The organism is Pseudomonas sp. 3JA, from assembly GCF_036961705.1.
Taxonomy (GTDB): domain Bacteria; phylum Pseudomonadota; class Gammaproteobacteria; order Pseudomonadales; family Pseudomonadaceae; genus Aquipseudomonas; species Aquipseudomonas fluorescens_Q.
Map to the genome: position 1 here is coordinate 97,076 of NZ_JBAMDJ010000020.1, position 16,585 is coordinate 113,660.

Annotated in this window: 13 protein-coding genes and 4 tRNA genes; all 17 read right to left on the reverse strand. The window is 56.0% G+C overall.

Going from position 1 to position 16,585, the window contains the following annotated elements; genetic code table 11:
• Window positions 1-21: 21 nt before the first annotated feature.
• On the reverse strand, window positions 22-393 hold the full coding sequence (gene rpsL, locus V7773_RS17075) for a 30S ribosomal protein S12 (RefSeq protein ID WP_003186084.1): 372 nt from the start codon (window positions 391-393) through the stop codon (window positions 22-24).
• Between the two features lie 216 nt (window positions 394-609).
• Window positions 610-4,809 (reverse strand): DNA-directed RNA polymerase subunit beta', encoded by a 4,200-nt coding sequence (gene rpoC, locus V7773_RS17080; RefSeq protein ID WP_047230482.1) that lies wholly within the window; start codon window positions 4,807-4,809, stop codon window positions 610-612.
• Window positions 4,810-4,873: 64 nt separating this feature from the next.
• Window positions 4,874-8,947: a DNA-directed RNA polymerase subunit beta gene (rpoB, locus tag V7773_RS17085; RefSeq protein ID WP_013694338.1), complete on the reverse strand. Its 4,074-nt coding sequence runs from the start codon at window positions 8,945-8,947 to the stop codon at window positions 4,874-4,876.
• Window positions 8,948-9,167: 220 nt separating this feature from the next.
• A complete protein-coding gene (gene rplL, locus V7773_RS17090) occupies window positions 9,168-9,533 on the reverse strand; it encodes a 50S ribosomal protein L7/L12 (RefSeq protein ID WP_007970414.1) in 366 nt (121 codons plus the stop codon).
• Between the two features lie 78 nt (window positions 9,534-9,611).
• The gene (rplJ, locus tag V7773_RS17095) at window positions 9,612-10,112 is read right to left on the reverse strand and encodes a 50S ribosomal protein L10 (protein WP_003206099.1); all 501 of its coding nucleotides are present in this window, start codon (window positions 10,110-10,112) and stop codon (window positions 9,612-9,614) included.
• Window positions 10,113-10,311: 199 nt separating this feature from the next.
• Complete coding sequence (rplA, locus tag V7773_RS17100) at window positions 10,312-11,007, reverse strand: 50S ribosomal protein L1 (RefSeq protein ID WP_003186095.1); 696 nt, start codon at window positions 11,005-11,007, stop codon at window positions 10,312-10,314.
• Window positions 11,007-11,438, reverse strand: a complete 432-nt coding sequence (gene rplK, locus V7773_RS17105) for a 50S ribosomal protein L11 (RefSeq protein WP_003176435.1) — start codon at window positions 11,436-11,438, stop codon at window positions 11,007-11,009. Before rplK ends, rplA begins: the two co-directional genes overlap by 1 nt.
• Window positions 11,439-11,555: 117 nt before the next feature.
• The gene (nusG, locus tag V7773_RS17110) at window positions 11,556-12,089 is read right to left on the reverse strand and encodes a transcription termination/antitermination protein NusG (protein ID WP_003186097.1); all 534 of its coding nucleotides are present in this window, start codon (window positions 12,087-12,089) and stop codon (window positions 11,556-11,558) included.
• Between the two features lie 9 nt (window positions 12,090-12,098).
• Window positions 12,099-12,467 (reverse strand): preprotein translocase subunit SecE, encoded by a 369-nt coding sequence (gene secE / locus V7773_RS17115; protein ID WP_003206102.1) that lies wholly within the window; start codon window positions 12,465-12,467, stop codon window positions 12,099-12,101.
• A gap of 45 nt (window positions 12,468-12,512) precedes the next feature.
• Window positions 12,513-12,588: transfer RNA gene (locus V7773_RS17120), tRNA-Trp, on the reverse strand.
• A 53-nt stretch (window positions 12,589-12,641) separates the two neighbouring features.
• Entirely contained in the window at window positions 12,642-13,835 is a 1,194-nt protein-coding gene (tuf, locus tag V7773_RS17125) for an elongation factor Tu (RefSeq protein ID WP_003186103.1), read from the reverse strand.
• Between the two features lie 84 nt (window positions 13,836-13,919).
• Window positions 13,920-13,995, reverse strand: a tRNA-Thr gene (locus V7773_RS17130).
• A 26-nt stretch (window positions 13,996-14,021) separates the two neighbouring features.
• Window positions 14,022-14,095, reverse strand: a tRNA-Gly gene (locus V7773_RS17135).
• 24 nt (window positions 14,096-14,119) lie between these two features.
• A tRNA-Tyr gene (locus V7773_RS17140) sits at window positions 14,120-14,204 on the reverse strand.
• 142 nt (window positions 14,205-14,346) lie between these two features.
• Window positions 14,347-14,802 (reverse strand): hypothetical protein, encoded by a 456-nt coding sequence (locus V7773_RS17145; RefSeq protein WP_063324138.1) that lies wholly within the window; start codon window positions 14,800-14,802, stop codon window positions 14,347-14,349.
• Between the two features lie 8 nt (window positions 14,803-14,810).
• Window positions 14,811-15,560, reverse strand: coding sequence for a pantothenate kinase (locus V7773_RS17150; protein ID WP_336074229.1), 750 nt, complete (start codon window positions 15,558-15,560; stop codon window positions 14,811-14,813).
• Entirely contained in the window at window positions 15,550-16,506 is a 957-nt protein-coding gene (birA, locus tag V7773_RS17155; protein ID WP_336074233.1) for a bifunctional biotin--[acetyl-CoA-carboxylase] ligase/biotin operon repressor BirA, read from the reverse strand. The genes V7773_RS17150 and birA overlap by 11 nt, the downstream gene beginning before the upstream one ends.
• Window positions 16,507-16,585 lie beyond the last annotated feature (79 nt).

Below are 16,585 nucleotides of genomic sequence, written 5' to 3' on the forward strand. Positions count from 1 at the left end.
TAAAAACTGCTAAACGGCCGATTATTTCGGACGCTTGGTACCGTACTTCGAACGACCTTGGTTACGACCTTTAACGCCGGAAGTATCCAAAGAGCCGCGAACGGTGTGGTAACGAACACCTGGCAAGTCTTTTACACGACCGCCGCGGATCAGGACCACGCTGTGTTCTTGCAGGTTGTGGCCTTCACCGCCGATGTACGAGGAAACCTCGAAACCGTTGGTCAGACGCACACGGCATACTTTACGCAGTGCCGAGTTAGGTTTTTTCGGCGTGGTGGTATACACACGGGTGCATACGCCACGACGTTGCGGGCAGTTCTGCAGCGCAGGCACGTCGGATTTCTCGACGATACGCTTACGCGGCTGACGTACCAGCTGGTTGATAGTTGCCATCTACTAGCTCCACTGTTGTCTTGCGACGCTATTGTCTTACAAGAAAAGCAAAATGGCAGGAACGAATTCCCGCCAAATTTAGGGGATCAAGAGTCTAAAGAGGATCTTGTCCCCAGTCAAGGCAAGGCCCCGACCTCCCCGCCCGCCGGATCTCGACAATTTGTCTCGATCCGCCGAACGGGGCGACCAGGGCCTGGCACTCAATTACCGCAGAACTCAGTTACCACTCGAGTTCAGTGCTTCGGTCAGTGCAGCTTCCACTTCACTGGCGCTTACGCGCAGCGGCTTGTCAGCATCACGGCGACGCTTGCGTTCGCTGTGATAGGCCAAACCGGTACCGGCCGGGATCAGACGACCCACGACCACGTTTTCTTTCAGGCCGCGCAGGTAATCGCGCTTGCCGGTTACCGCCGCTTCGGTCAGTACGCGGGTGGTTTCCTGGAAGGAAGCCGCCGAGATGAACGATTCGGTGGACAACGACGCCTTGGTGATACCCAGCAGCACGCGAGTGAACTTGGAGACAAACTTGTCTTCGGTCGCCAGGCGCTCGTTTTCCACCAGTACGTGAGTCAGTTCCATCTGGTCGCCCTTGATGAAACTCGAGTCGCCGGATTCAGCGATCTCGACCTTACGCAGCATCTGACGCAGGATGGTCTCGATGTGCTTGTCGTTGATCTTCACGCCTTGCAGACGGTAAACGTCCTGGATCTCGTTCACGATGTACTTGGCGAGCGCACTCACACCCAGCAGACGCAGGATGTCGTGTGGATCGCTCGGACCGTCCGAGATAACTTCGCCGCGGTTTACCTGTTCGCCTTCGAAGACGTTCAGGTGACGCCACTTCGGAATCAGCTCTTCGTACGGATCGCTACCGTCGTTCGGTGTAATGACCAGGCGACGCTTGCCCTTGGTCTCTTTACCGAACGCGATGGTGCCGCTGACTTCAGCCAGAATCGAGGCTTCTTTCGGACGACGAGCTTCGAACAAGTCGGCAACACGCGGCAGACCACCGGTGATGTCGCGGGTCTTCGAAGTTTCCTGCGGAATACGAGCGATAACATCACCGATCGCGATCCGTGCACCGTCCGCAACACCGACCAAGGCGTTGGCTGGCAGGAAGTACTGAGCGATTACGTCAGTGCCTGGCAGCAAGAGATCCTTGCCGTTGTCGTCGACCATCTTCACAGCAGGACGGATGTCCTTGCCGGCAGCTGGACGATCTTTCGCATCGAGTACTTCAATGTTGGTCATACCGGTCAATTCGTCGGTCTGACGCTTGATCGTGATGCCTTCTTCCATGCCCACGTAGGTCACGGTACCTTTCATTTCGGTAACGATCGGGTGAGTGTGCGGGTCCCACTTGGCCACGATGGCACCAGCGTCGACCTTGTCGCCTTCCTTCACCGAAATCACAGCACCGTACGGCAGCTTGTAGCGCTCGCGCTCACGACCGAAGTCGTCAGCGATGGCCAGCTCACCGGAACGGGACACAGCAACCAGGTGACCATCCACTCGCTCGACGTGCTTCAGGTTGTGCAGACGGACGGTACCGCCATTCTTCACCTGAACGCTGTCGGCCGCGGAGGTCCGGCTTGCCGCACCACCGATGTGGAACGTACGCATCGTCAGCTGGGTACCCGGCTCACCGATGGACTGGGCAGCGATAACGCCGACCGCTTCACCGATGTTCACCTGGTGACCACGTGCCAGGTCGCGACCGTAGCACTTGGCGCAGATGCCGTAGCGCGTTTCGCAACTGATCGGCGAACGTACGATCACTTCGTCGATGCTATTGAGCTCGATGAACTCGACCCACTTCTCGTCAACCAGGGTGCCCGCAGGAACGATCACGTCCTCGGTGCCCGGCTTGAATACGTCACGGGCGATGACACGACCCAATACGCGCTCACCCAACGGCTCTACAACGTCACCGCCTTCAATGTGCGGAGTCATTACCAGGCCATGTTCGGTGCCGCAATCGATCTCGGTCACGACCAGATCCTGGGCAACGTCTACCAGACGACGCGTCAGGTAACCGGAGTTCGCCGTTTTCAAGGCGGTATCCGCAAGACCCTTACGAGCACCGTGAGTGGAGATGAAGTACTGGAGTACGCTCAAGCCTTCACGGAAGTTCGCGGTAATCGGGGTCTCAATGATGGAGCCGTCCGGCTTGGCCATCAGGCCACGCATACCGGCGAGCTGACGGATCTGCGCAGCAGAACCCCGTGCGCCCGAGTCGGCCATCATGTACATCGAGTTGAAGGATTCCTGGTCGACTTCGTTGCCATGACGGTCGATGACTTTCTCTTTCGAGAGGTTGGCCATCATCGCCTTGGAGACTTCGTCGTTCGCCTTGGACCAGAGGTCGATCACCTTGTTGTACTTCTCGCCCTGGGTTACCAGGCCGGAGGCGTACTGGCTTTCGATCTCTTTCACTTCTTCGGTAGCGGCGCCGATGATGCGGGCTTTTTCATCCGGGATAACGAAGTCGTTAACACCGATGGAAACGCCGGAAATGGTCGAATAGGCAAAACCGGTGTACATCAACTGGTCAGCGAAGATCACGGTCTCTTTCAGACCCACCACGCGATAGCACTGGTTGATCAGCTTGGAGATCGCCTTTTTCTTCATCGGCAGGTTGACGACGTCGAAGGACAGACCTTTAGGCACAACCTGGAACAACAGCGCACGGCCGACGGTGGTGTCGACGATACGGGTGTTGGTCACGCTGCCGCCATCACGATCGTTCACGGTTTCGTTGATCCGCACTTTGACCTTGGCATGCAGTGCGGCTTCGCCGGCACGGAACACACGGTCAACTTCCTGCAGATCGGCGAACACACGACCTTCGCCCTTGGCGTTGATCGCTTCACGCGTCATGTAGTACAGACCCAATACAACGTCCTGCGACGGAACGATGATTGGCTCACCGTTGGCTGGCGACAGGATGTTGTTGGTCGACATCATCAACGCACGCGCTTCCAGCTGGGCTTCCAGTGTCAGCGGTACGTGCACGGCCATCTGGTCGCCGTCGAAGTCGGCGTTGTACGCAGCACAGACCAGCGGGTGCAGCTGGATAGCCTTACCTTCGATCAGTACCGGTTCAAACGCCTGGATACCCAGACGGTGAAGGGTCGGTGCACGGTTGAGCAGGACCGGGTGTTCGCGAATCACTTCGGCGAGAACGTCCCAGACCTCTGGCAGCTCGCGCTCGACCATCTTCTTGGCCGCTTTGATGGTGGTCGCAAGACCACGCATTTCCAGCTTGCCGAAAATGAACGGTTTGAACAGCTCCAAGGCCATTTTCTTAGGCAGACCGCACTGGTGCAGACGCAGGGTCGGGCCAACGGTAATTACCGAACGACCGGAGTAGTCAACACGCTTACCGAGCAAGTTCTGACGGAAACGACCCTGCTTACCCTTGATCATGTCAGCCAGGGATTTCAGAGGACGCTTGTTGGAACCGGTGATAGCGCGGCCACGACGACCGTTGTCGAGCAGTGCGTCGACCGCTTCCTGCAACATACGCTTTTCGTTGCGCACGATGATGTCCGGAGCGGACAGATCAAGCAGGCGCTTCAAGCGGTTGTTACGGTTGATCACTCGACGATACAGGTCGTTGAGGTCGGAAGTCGCGAAACGACCGCCATCGAGCGGAACCAGTGGACGCAGGTCTGGCGGCAGAACCGGCAGAACGGTCAGCACCATCCACTCTGGCAGGTTGCCGGAACCCTGGAAGGCTTCCATCAACTTCAGACGCTTGGACAGCTTCTTGATCTTGGTTTCGGAGTTGGTTTGCGGAATTTCTTCGCGCAGACGGCCAATCTCGTGCTCCAGGTCGATAGCGTGCAGCAGTTCGCGGACAGCTTCGGCACCCATGCGGGCATCGAAATCGTCGCCGAACTCTTCCAGTGCTTCGAAGTACTGTTCGTCGTTGAGCAACTGACCTTTTTCAAGGGTGGTCATGCCTGGATCGATAACGACATAGCTCTCGAAGTAGAGAACGCGTTCGATATCACGCAGGGTCATGTCCATCAGCAGGCCGATACGGGACGGCAGCGATTTCAGGAACCAGATGTGGGCAACCGGCGAGGCCAGTTCGATGTGCGCCATGCGCTCACGACGAACTTTTGCCAGCGCGACTTCAACGCCGCACTTCTCGCAGATCACACCACGGTGCTTCAAGCGCTTGTACTTACCGCACAGGCACTCGTAATCCTTGACCGGGCCAAAGATCTTGGCGCAGAACAGGCCGTCACGTTCGGGTTTGAACGTACGGTAGTTGATGGTTTCCGGCTTTTTAACTTCACCGAACGACCACGAACGGATCATCTCAGGCGATGCCAATCCAATACGGATGGCGTCGAACTCTTCGACTTGACCCTGGTTTTTCAGCAAATTCAGTAGGTCTTTCAAGGCCTTTCCTCCTGGCGGAGCAGAGAGCGGGCAAGACAGCCCCGCTCTCGATTCGCGTCACGTGTTATTCGGTTTCCAGATCGATATCGATGCCGAGGGAACGAATTTCCTTGATCAACACGTTGAAAGACTCGGGCATGCCCGGCTCCATACGGTGATCGCCGTCCACGATGTTTTTGTACATCTTGGTCCGGCCGTTCACATCGTCCGACTTCACTGTGAGCATTTCTTGCAGAGTGTATGCAGCACCGTACGCTTCCAGTGCCCAGACCTCCATCTCCCCGAAACGCTGACCACCGAACTGCGCCTTACCACCCAGCGGCTGCTGGGTAACCAGGCTGTAAGAACCGGTAGAACGAGCGTGCATCTTGTCGTCTACCAAGTGGTTCAGCTTCAGCATGTACATGTAGCCAACGGTAACCGGGCGCTCGAACTTGTTGCCGGTACGGCCGTCGAACAGCTGCATCTGGCCGCTTTCTGGCAGGTCAGCCAGTTTCAGCATGGCCTTGATTTCGCTTTCCTTGGCACCGTCGAACACCGGAGTAGCCATTGGAACGCCGCCGCGCAGGTTCTTCGCCAGATCCAGGATTTCCTGGTCGGAGAAGGTGTCCAGCTCTTCGTTGCGACCGCCGATCTCGTTGTAGATCTCGTGCAAGAACTTACGCAGGTCAGCGACCTTGCGCTGCTCTTCGATCATACGGTTGATCTTCTCGCCCAAGCCCTTGGCCGCGAGGCCCAGGTGGGTTTCAAGGATCTGACCAACGTTCATACGCGAAGGTACGCCCAACGGGTTGAGGACCACATCGACCGGGGTGCCATTGGCATCGTGCGGCATGTCTTCAACCGGCATGATCACGGAGACCACACCCTTGTTACCGTGACGACCGGCCATCTTGTCGCCCGGTTGGATGCGACGACGGATTGCCAGGTAAACCTTGACGATTTTCAGCACGCCTGGAGCCAGGTCATCGCCCTGCTGCAGTTTGCGCTTCTTGTCTTCGAACTTGTCGTCCAGCAGACGGCGGCGATCAACGATATAGGCCTGGGCCTTCTCGAGCTGCTCGTTCAGAGCATCTTCAGCCATGCGCAGTTTGAACCACTGGCCATGCTCAAGACCGTCGAGAACTTCGTCGGTGATTTCCTGACCTTTCTTCAGGCCGGCGCCGCCTTCGGCTTTGTGGCCGACCAGAGCGGAGCGCAGACGCTCGAAAGTTGCGCCTTCGACGATACGGAACTCTTCGTTCAGGTCCTTGCGGATCTCGTCGAGTTGAGTCTTCTCGATCGACAGTGCACGAGCATCACGCTCAACGCCGTCGCGAGTGAAGACTTGTACGTCGATGACCGTACCCTTGGTGCCAGTAGGCACACGCAGGGAGGTGTCTTTAACGTCGCTGGCTTTTTCACCGAAGATGGCACGCAGCAGTTTTTCTTCCGGGGTCAGCTGGGTCTCGCCTTTCGGAGTGACCTTGCCCACCAGGATGTCGCCTGCGCCTACTTCAGCACCCACATAAACGATACCGGCTTCGTCCAGCTTGTTCAGTGCAGCTTCACCCACGTTCGGGATGTCCGCAGTGATTTCCTCTGGGCCAAGCTTGGTGTCACGGGCCACACAGGTCAGTTCCTGGATGTGGATCGTGGTGAAGCGGTCTTCCTGAACCACACGCTCGGACAGGCAGATGGAGTCTTCGAAGTTGAAGCCGTTCCATGCCATGAACGCGATGCGCATGTTCTGACCCAACGCCAGTTCACCCATATCGGTGGACGGACCGTCGGCCATGATGTCGCTGCGCTGAACCCGATCACCCTTGCTCACCAGCGGACGCTGGTTGATGCAGGTGTTCTGGTTGGAGCGGGTGTATTTGGTCAGGTTGTAGATGTCGACACCGGCTTCGCCAGTTTCAACTTCGTCATCGGCAACACGAACCACGATACGGCTGGCGTCGACGGAGTCGATTACGCCACCACGACGAGCCACGACGCAAACGCCGGAGTCACGGGCAACGTTACGCTCCATACCGGTACCTACCAGCGGCTTGTCGGCACGCAGGGTTGGTACAGCTTGACGCTGCATGTTCGAACCCATCAACGCACGGTTGGCGTCGTCGTGCTCGAGGAACGGGATCAGCGACGCTGCAACCGAAACTACCTGCTTCGGCGATACGTCCATCAAGGTGACGTCTTCCGGCGCCTTGACGGTGAACTCGTTCAAGTGACGAACAGCTACCAGCTCGTCGACCAGGACCTTCTTGTCGTTCATCGTGGCCGAAGCCTGAGCGATCACGTGATCAGCTTCTTCGATGGCGGACAGGAACACGATCTCGTCCGTAACCAGGGCGTCTTTCACCACACGGTACGGGCTCTCGAGGAAGCCATACTGGTTGGTGCGCGCATAGGCAGCCAGGGAGTTGATCAGACCGATGTTCGGACCTTCCGGCGTTTCGATCGGGCATACACGACCGTAGTGCGTCGGGTGTACGTCACGAACTTCAAAGCCTGCACGCTCACGGGTCAGACCGCCCGGGCCGAGCGCGGAGACACGACGCTTGTGGGTGATCTCGGACAGCGGGTTGTTCTGGTCCATGAACTGGGACAGCTGGCTCGAACCGAAGAACTCCTTCACCGCCGCAGCCACAGGCTTGGCGTTGATCAGGTCTTGCGGCATCAGGCCTTCGCTTTCAGCCATCGACAGACGTTCCTTGACCGCACGCTCTACGCGCACCAGGCCAACACGGAACTGGTTCTCGGCCATTTCGCCTACGCAACGAACACGACGGTTACCCAGGTGGTCGATGTCATCGACGATGCCCTTGCCGTTACGGATGTCGACCAGGGTCTTGAGGACAGCAACGATGTCGTCCTTGTTCAGTACACCCGAACCTTCGATTTCGGTACGACCGATACGACGGTTGAACTTCATCCGGCCGACCGCAGACAGGTCATAGCGCTCAGGGCTGAAGAACAGGTTGTTGAACAGGGTCTCGGCGGCATCCTTGGTTGGCGGCTCGCCAGGACGCATCATGCGATAGATTTCGACCAGGGCTTCCAACTGGTTGCCGGTGGAGTCGATCTTCAGCGTGTCGGAGATGAACGGACCGCAGTCGATGTCGTTGGTGTACAGGGTTTCGATACGAACGACCTGGGCCTTGGCGATTTTTGCCAGGATCTCGGTGTTCAGCTCGGTGTTGCACTCTGCCAGGATTTCGCCGGTGGCCGGATGCACGATGACCTTGGCCGTGGTGCGCCCCAGGACGTAGTCCAGAGGTACCTGCAGCTCTTTGATCCCGGCTTTTTCCAACTGGTTGATGTGGCGAGCGGTGATACGACGACCCTGCTCGACAATAACCTTGCCTTTGTCATCCTGGATATCGAGGACGGCGATTTCACCGCGCAGGCGCTGAGGCACCAGTTCCAGGCTGAGGTTTTCGCCTTGCACATGGAAAACGTTGGTGGTGTAGAACGCGTCCAGCACTTCTTCGGTGGTATAGCCGAGCGCGCGCAGCAGTACCGATGCAGGCAGCTTGCGACGACGGTCGATACGCACGAATACGCAGTCTTTCGGGTCGAACTCGAAGTCCAACCACGAACCGCGGTAAGGAATGATGCGCGCAGAGTAAAGCAGTTTGCCGGAGCTGTGCGTCTTGCCACGGTCGTGGTCGAAGAACACGCCCGGAGAACGGTGCAGCTGGGAAACGATTACACGCTCGGTACCGTTGATTACGAAGGTACCGTTCTCAGTCATCAGGGGGATTTCACCCATGTAGACTTCTTGCTCTTTGATGTCCTTGATCGCTTTGTTCGACGATTCTTTGTCGAAAATGATCAGGCGCACTTTTACCCGCAAAGGTACGGCGTAAGTAACACCGCGCAATACGCATTCTTTGACATCAAATGCCGGTTCGCCCAGGCGATAACCGACGTACTCCAGCGCAGCATTGCCGGAGTAGCTGATGATCGGGAAAACGGATTTGAAGGCCGCATGCAGGCCCACGTCGCGGAACTGATCTTTAGTCGCTCCCGCTTGCAAGAATTCACGATACGAATCCAGCTGGATGGCCAGGAGGTACGGCACATCCATGACGTCCGGCAACTTGCTAAAGTCCTTGCGGATACGTTTTTTCTCAGTATATGAGTAAGCCATCAGCGTTCCCCAGCTTGGTCACCTGCTTGTTTGGCCCCTCCCGACGGGAGCAGCCAGAAAATCGTGCAAACCCCATGGTTTGCGCCACCACATAGGGTGGTTACAGCTCGCTATCGGCACCGACCCAGTCGGCTGCCAATAACGGAAAAAGGCCGGTGGCAAGAGCCACCAGCCATCAGCCTGTCGCTTAACGCTCGGGCTGGAGACGCAAAGTCGATGCTTACTTCAGCTCGACTTTAGCGCCTGCTTCTTCCAGAGCGGCCTTGGCTTTGTCAGCTGCGTCTTTGGCAACAGCTTCCAGAACCATGGCAGGAGCGCCGTCAACTACAGCCTTGGCTTCTTTCAGGCCCAGACCGGTCAGTTCACGTACTGCCTTGATCACGTTTACTTTCTTCTCGCCAGCTTCGGTCAGCATGACGTTGAATTCGGTTTGCTCTTCAGCAACGGCAGCAGCAACAGCTGGACCAGCGGAAGCAGCAGCAGCGGTAACACCGAATTTTTCTTCGAAAGCTTTGATCAGCTCAACAACTTCCATTACGGACATGTTGCCAACGGCTTCGAGGATATCGTTTTGAGAGATAGACATGACTCTAAATTCCTGGATTGGGGGACGGCCTACGCGACCATCGAAATAAACAAAAAACGCGAAAAGGAGTGTCGAGCCTTAGGCTGCGGCAGCTTCTTTCTGGTCGCGCAGTGCCGCCAGAGTACGAGCCAACTTGCTGGTTGCGCCTTGAATCACGCTCATCAGCTGGGAAATTGCTTCGTCACGGGTCGGCAGAGTTGCCAGTACGTCGATCTGGTTAGCTGCGAGGAACTTGCCCTCGAACGCAGCTGCCTTAATCTCGAACTTGTCCTGACCTTTGGCGAATTCCTTGAACAAACGGGCAGCAGCGCCAGGATGTTGGGTGGAGAACGCGATCAAGGTCGGGCCGGTGAACACGTCGTTGAGGACACTGTATTCAGTGTCAGCAACAGCGCGCTTGAGCAGGGTGTTACGTACAACACGTACGTAAACGCCAGCTTCACGAGCCTCTTTACGGAGTCCGGTCATAGCGCCTACTGTTACGCCACGGGCATCAGCCACGACAGCGGACAGAGCAGCTTTGGCAGCCTCGTTGACTTCAGCGACGATGGCCTTCTTGTCTTCGAGTTTAATTGCCACGGGTTTAACTCCTGCTTGTTACCGTTTCATCCGGTCGAAACCGAATGTCGTTTTGGTGTCTGATTCGGTAAGGAACCGGGAGCACCATCTGCGTAGGCTTGTGGTTTAAGACTTGCGTCGCCTACGGTCTTGGACAGCCCCCGCCAGGCAGGGACCCCAATTTTTTTGATTGGCGCAATTACTTGCGCCAATCCGAGTCTTACGCGTCGAGCGAGCTCTGATCGATAACCAGACCTGGGCCCATAGTGGTGCTCAGGGTAACGCGCTTGACGTAGATACCTTTCGAAGAAGCTGGCTTGATACGCTTCAGATCAGCGATCAGGGCTTCAACGTTTTCCTTCAGCTTGACGGCATCGAAGCCGATCTTGCCAACGGAAGTGTGGATGATGCCGTTTTTGTCGGTGCGATAACGAACCTGACCAGCCTTGGCGTTTTTAACCGCAGTGGCTACGTCTGGCGTTACGGTGCCGACTTTAGGGTTAGGCATCAGACCACGTGGACCGAGGATCTGACCCAACTGACCTACAACGCGCATGGCATCCGGGGATGCGATCACTACGTCATAGTTCAGGTCGCCGCCCTTCATTTCAGCAGCCAGATCGTCCATGCCTACGCGATCAGCACCAGCAGCCAGAGCAGCTTCAGCTGCTGGGCCCTGGGTGAAGACAGCTACACGAACGGTCTTGCCAGTGCCGTGTGGCAGCACGGTAGCGCTACGAACGACCTGGTCGGATTTACGTGGGTCAACGCCCAGGTTCACAGCAACGTCGAACGACTCGCTGAACTTGACAGTCGACAGCTCAGCCAGCAGAGCGGCGGCGTCTACAAAGTTGTAGGCCTTGCCTGCTTCGATTTTGCCGGCGATAGCCTTTTGACGCTTGGTCAGCTTAGCCATTACACACCCTCCACGTTAAGGCCCATGCTACGAGCAGAACCGGCGATAGTACGCACGGCTGCATCCATATCAGCTGCAGTCAGATCCGCGTTTTTGGTTTTCGCGATTTCTTCCAGCTGAGCACGGGTAACGGTGCCAACCTTAACGGTGTTTGGACGAGCGGAACCGCTGGTCAAACCTGCAGCCTTCTTCAGCAGAACCGAAGCTGGGGTGCTTTTTGTTTCGAAAGTGAAGCTACGGTCGCTGTAGACAGTGATGATCACTGGAGTCGGCAGACCTGGCTCAAGACCCTGAGTACGGGCGTTGAAGGCCTTGCAGAATTCCATGATGTTCACGCCGTGCTGACCCAGGGCAGGACCAACAGGTGGGCTTGGGTTAGCCTGAGCGGCCTTCACTTGCAGCTTGATGTAAGCGGTAATTTTCTTGGCCATGAGGCACTCCAATTACGGGTTCGAACGCCTCGAAAGGCTCCCCGGTTACTTGCGCGTTTATCCCGGTGACGACAAAACCCCACAGCCTTGGGCTGCGGGGTTGGGATGCCTATTCAATCAGACCTTTTCGACCTGGCTGAACTCTAGCTCTACCGGAGTAGAGCGACCGAAAATGAGCACTGCCACTTGGATCCGGCTCTTTTCGTAGTTAACTTCTTCAACCGTGCCGTTAAAATCAGCGAATGGACCGTCGGTGACGCGTACAACCTCACCTGGCTCAAACAGCGTCTTCGGCTTCGGCTTGTCGCTACCATCAGCGACGCGACGCAGAATCGCTTCTGCCTCTTTATCCGTGATCGGCGCAGGCTTGTCGGCGGTACCGCCAATAAAGCCCATCACCCGAGGGGTATCCTTGACCAAGTGCCAAGTCCCTTCGTTCATATCCATCTGCACCAGCACATAGCCCGGAAAGAACTTGCGTTCACTTTTGCGCTTCTGGCCATTACGCATCTCAACCACTTCTTCAGTGGGGACCAGAATCTCGCCAAAGCCATCTTCCATGCCAGCCAGCTTTACGCGCTCTACCAGCGAGCGCATAACATGCTTCTCGTAACCCGAGTAAGCATGCACAACGTACCAACGCTTAGCCACGGGACACCCTTAGCCAACAATCAAGGAAACAAGCCAGCCGAGCAGGGAATCGAGCCCCCACAACAGCAACGCCATTACCAGAACAACAGCCACAACGATCAACGTGGTCTGCGTGGTTTCTTGGCGAGTCGGCCATACGACTTTACGAATCTCGGTGCGAGCTTCCTTAGCGAGTACAAAGAAAGACTTGCCCTTGGCTGTCTGCAGGCCTACAAAGGCAGCAACAGCAGCAATGGCGAGCAATGCAAGTACGCGGTACAGGATCGGCGAAGCAGAATAATACTGATTGCCAACAACGCCAATAACCACCAAAGCGACTACCACTAGCCACTTGAGCAGATCGAAGCGAGAGCCTTGAGCTTCAGCTTTAGGAGTCATCTATGAAGATCCTGTGAAAAGAAAGCCAGACACACCGAGTGAATCTGGCAGGTCAGGAGGGAATCGAACCCCCAACCTACGGTTTTGGAGACCGTCGCTCTGCCAATTGAGCTACTGACCTAAAACAAAATCAGGCCGACCATTATGCCGGCCCGAAAAAGACATTACAACTGTTTACTCGATGACTTTAGCTACGACGCCAGCGCCGACGGTACGACCGCCTTCACGGATAGCGAAACGCAGACCGTCTTCCATCGCGATGGTCTTGATCAGGGTAACAGTCATCTGAATGTTGTCACCTGGCATTACCATTTCAACGCCTTCTGGCAGCTCGCAGTTACCAGTCACGTCAGTTGTACGGAAGTAGAACTGTGGACGGTAGCCTTTGAAGAACGGAGTGTGACGACCGCCTTCTTCCTTGCTCAGAACGTAAACTTCTGCGGTGAACTTGGTGTGCGGCTTGACGGTGCCTGGCTTGACCAGAACCTGGCCACGCTCAACGTCGTCACGCTTGGTGCCACGCAGCAGTACGCCGCAGTTCTCGCCAGCACGACCTTCGTCGAGCAGCTTGCGGAACATTTCAACGCCGGTGCAGGTAGTTTTCTGAGTGTCGCGCAGACCGACGATCTCAACTTCTTCCTGGATACGGACGATGCCACGCTCAACACGACCAGTCACAACAGTACCGCGACCGGAGATCGAGAATACGTCTTCGATTGGCATCAGGAACGGCTTGTCGATAGCACGCTCTGGCTCTGGGATGTAGCTGTCCAGAGTTTCCACCAGCTTCTTGACAGCAGTGGTGCCCATTTCGTTGTCGTCTTGGCCGTTCAGAGCCATCAGAGCCGAACCGATGATGATTGGAGTGTCATCACCTGGGAAGTCGTAAGTGCTCAGCAGATCGCGCACTTCCATCTCAACCAGTTCCAGCAGCTCAGCGTCGTCAACCATGTCAGCCTTGTTCAGGAAGACAACGATGTACGGAACGCCTACCTGACGGGACAGCAGGATGTGCTCACGGGTTTGTGGCATCGGACCATCAGCGGCCGAGCAAACCAGGATCGCGCCGTCCATCTGGGCAGCACCGGTGATCATGTTTTTTACGTAGTCGGCGTGACCTGGGCAGTCAACGTGTGCGTAGTGACGCACGGCCGAATCGTATTCAACGTGAGCGGTGTTGATGGTGATACCGCGAGCTTTCTCTTCCGGGGCGCTGTCGATCTTGTCGAAGTCAACCTTGGCCGAACCGAAAACTTCGGAGCAGACACGGGTCAGAGCAGCGGTCAGCGTGGTTTTACCGTGGTCAACGTGACCAATGGTACCGACGTTGACGTGCGGCTTATTACGTTCGAACTTTTCCTTAGCCATCGAAATCACCCCTAGGAGAAGAATTTAGCGAGTCACACAAGCCATTAAAACAAAGGCAGATATTTTCATATCTGCCTTGTTATATGGAGCTCTTGAGCGGATTTGAACCGCTGACCTCACCCTTACCAAGGGTGTGCTCTACCAACTGAGCTACAAGAGCGAAACACTTTGCACAACCTGCAAACTTGGAGCGGGTAGCGGGAATCGAACCCGCATCATCAGCTTGGAAGGCTGAGGTTCTACCACTAAACTATACCCGCGGAGCTTGCAGCTCACGCTAAAAATGGTGGAGGGGGAAGGATTCGAACCTTCGAAGTCGTAGACGTCAGATTTACAGTCTGATCCCTTTGGCCGCTCGGGAACCCCTCCTAAGCGAGCCGGCATTCTATATCATGCCAGCCTTCTGTCAAGCATTTTCTCATTAAAAACCTGAGGTTAGCTGCGTTGACGTCGCTTCGTACCGCTAACCTTTAAAGGTCTTCGCTGCGAAGCGGGCGCCATTCTATGCAAACTACCCAGCGGGTGCAACCCCCTCGCACGGCATTATTTTATGTTTTAACTCATTGAATTCTTTAGAAAGGTTTTGAAGCAACGCTTCATTCACCTTTCCCACGCTTTCCTGGGAAACCTGAACCCAGAATCCCCCACCCTCAGGGGCATTTGGCGAGTTCGGCGCAGCAGAACGACTTACGACGCCCGAGGCAGCCAATCGCTGCTCCAACTGCCTGGCCAGCTCCGGACGAACAAAACCACCCAAGTAAACACAAGTCTTTTGCGCCTCACCGGATTTACCCAGGTCGCGCCTGACAAGCGCATCCGCCGTTTCGCTCAACAGGTGAATATCCTGCTGCGAACCGCGGTACAAACTGAGCGGAGTCACATCCTTGGCGCGAAGCGGGGCCTCCTGCTGATGCCAGATGTAGTAGAAGACATTCAAAACCAGCAACAACAGAAACAACCACCGCATAGAAAACCTCAAGACAAGGGACAGGCCATCGCCAAACCGACAAAAACCAGGTCGGGCACCACCTTGGCATCAGGAACAACCCCGGAAACCAGATTGGCGTCCCCACCCGTGAGAAACACCATGAAATCCTCTCCCCAATATTGCTGCGCCAATTCAAGCTGAGTCAGGACAAACCCCCTGAGCATCAGCATGCAACCGCGCTCGACCGCTTCGACAGTTGTCCGACCTGGAGCGAGACTCTCATGGGCACGCTCGGCAGCCATATCGTCATAGCGAATTCTTCGCGTATGAGTACGCAGTTGGTTACGCATCAAAGGCATGCCCGGACAAATGAATCCGCCGAGATGCTCACCATCCGCCGCCACAAAATCAGCCGTAATGGCAGTACCGAAATCAAGGACCAGGCACGCGCCTGAAGCAAGATGGTACCCACCCAGCAAGGCCAACCATCGATCAAGCCCCAACCGCTCGTAATCCTGGTAGCCGTTTTTCACCCCCGCCATTTCTCGGGCAGGCACAGCGCGGGTCACCGACACCCCAAATACATCAACGAGAGAGGCGACCAATGAATCCGTCTCCTCCGGAGTCCTTACACTAACAAGACGACATTTCTTGAGTTGGAACTTCTCGGCATTGCTCAGGCTCACCAGCAAATCGCTGTCAGAGCTGACCACGCCACCTTCGACCGGCGTCACCCCATCGGCACGAAGAACACGCCATTTGATAAAGCTATTGCCGCAGTCAAGCTCAAGAATCATCACGCAACCTCAGGCTGAGCTCACCACCGCTAAAGTTTTTTTCCACACCGTCTACCTTCAAACGCAGCGCACCCTGGTGATCAATGCCCAGCACAATACCGTCAATTTTATTAACACCAGCAATCAGGGAGACAGCCCTGCCCTGCCAAAGATGGTATTGCTCCCACTCCGACTGTATTGCAGCAAACCCCGATGCGTGATGAAGCCTCAGATAGTGCTGAAGCTTCGCACCCAATCGTGCGACCAGCTCATTTCGATCAAAATCCCTTCCTGCCTCAAGACACATGGATGTCCATTGCTGGTCGACCTCATCAGTCGATTGCATATTCACATTAATCCCCACGCCAAGGACAACGTGGCAAACGTCCGCAGGATCCCCCACCAACTCAAGCAAGATGCCGGCGATCTTTTTCTCTCCCACCAGGACATCATTAGGCCATTTCAGCCCCGCCTCAGCGATCCCCATATCACGCAGGGCATGCATGACAGCAAGCCCGACGACCAGGCTCAGCCCTTCGATCTGTCGCATACCGCCGTCAATGCGTAGCACTAGGCTGTGGTAGAGGTTTTCGGCGAACGGACTGACCCACTTACGACCACGACGACCACGACCAGCGATCTGTCGCTCAGCCAAAACCATGAACGGCGCCGCCGCCCCACGCTCGATCAAACGCAGCGCCTCGGCGTTGGTGGAGTCAATAGCGTCAAAGATATGGACAGGCCATTCGTGAAGGCCCTTTGCGCAAATCTCAGCAGCATCCAAAAGCACCAGAGGCTTAGCCAACTGATACCCCCTACCTCGAACCTTATGAACAGACAGCCCTATTTCTGCTTCCAAGTGCTGCAATTGCTTCCATACAGCACTACGACTGATACCCAGCGCAGCACCCAGCGCCTGCCCTGAATGAAAGCGACCATCCTTCAGAAGTTTTAGCAACGTGAGCATGCGGACTGCGCCCTGATAATGAGGCCCGCATGATAGCCATGCGCAAGACAGTTGCATAGAAACACAAAATGACTTTCCC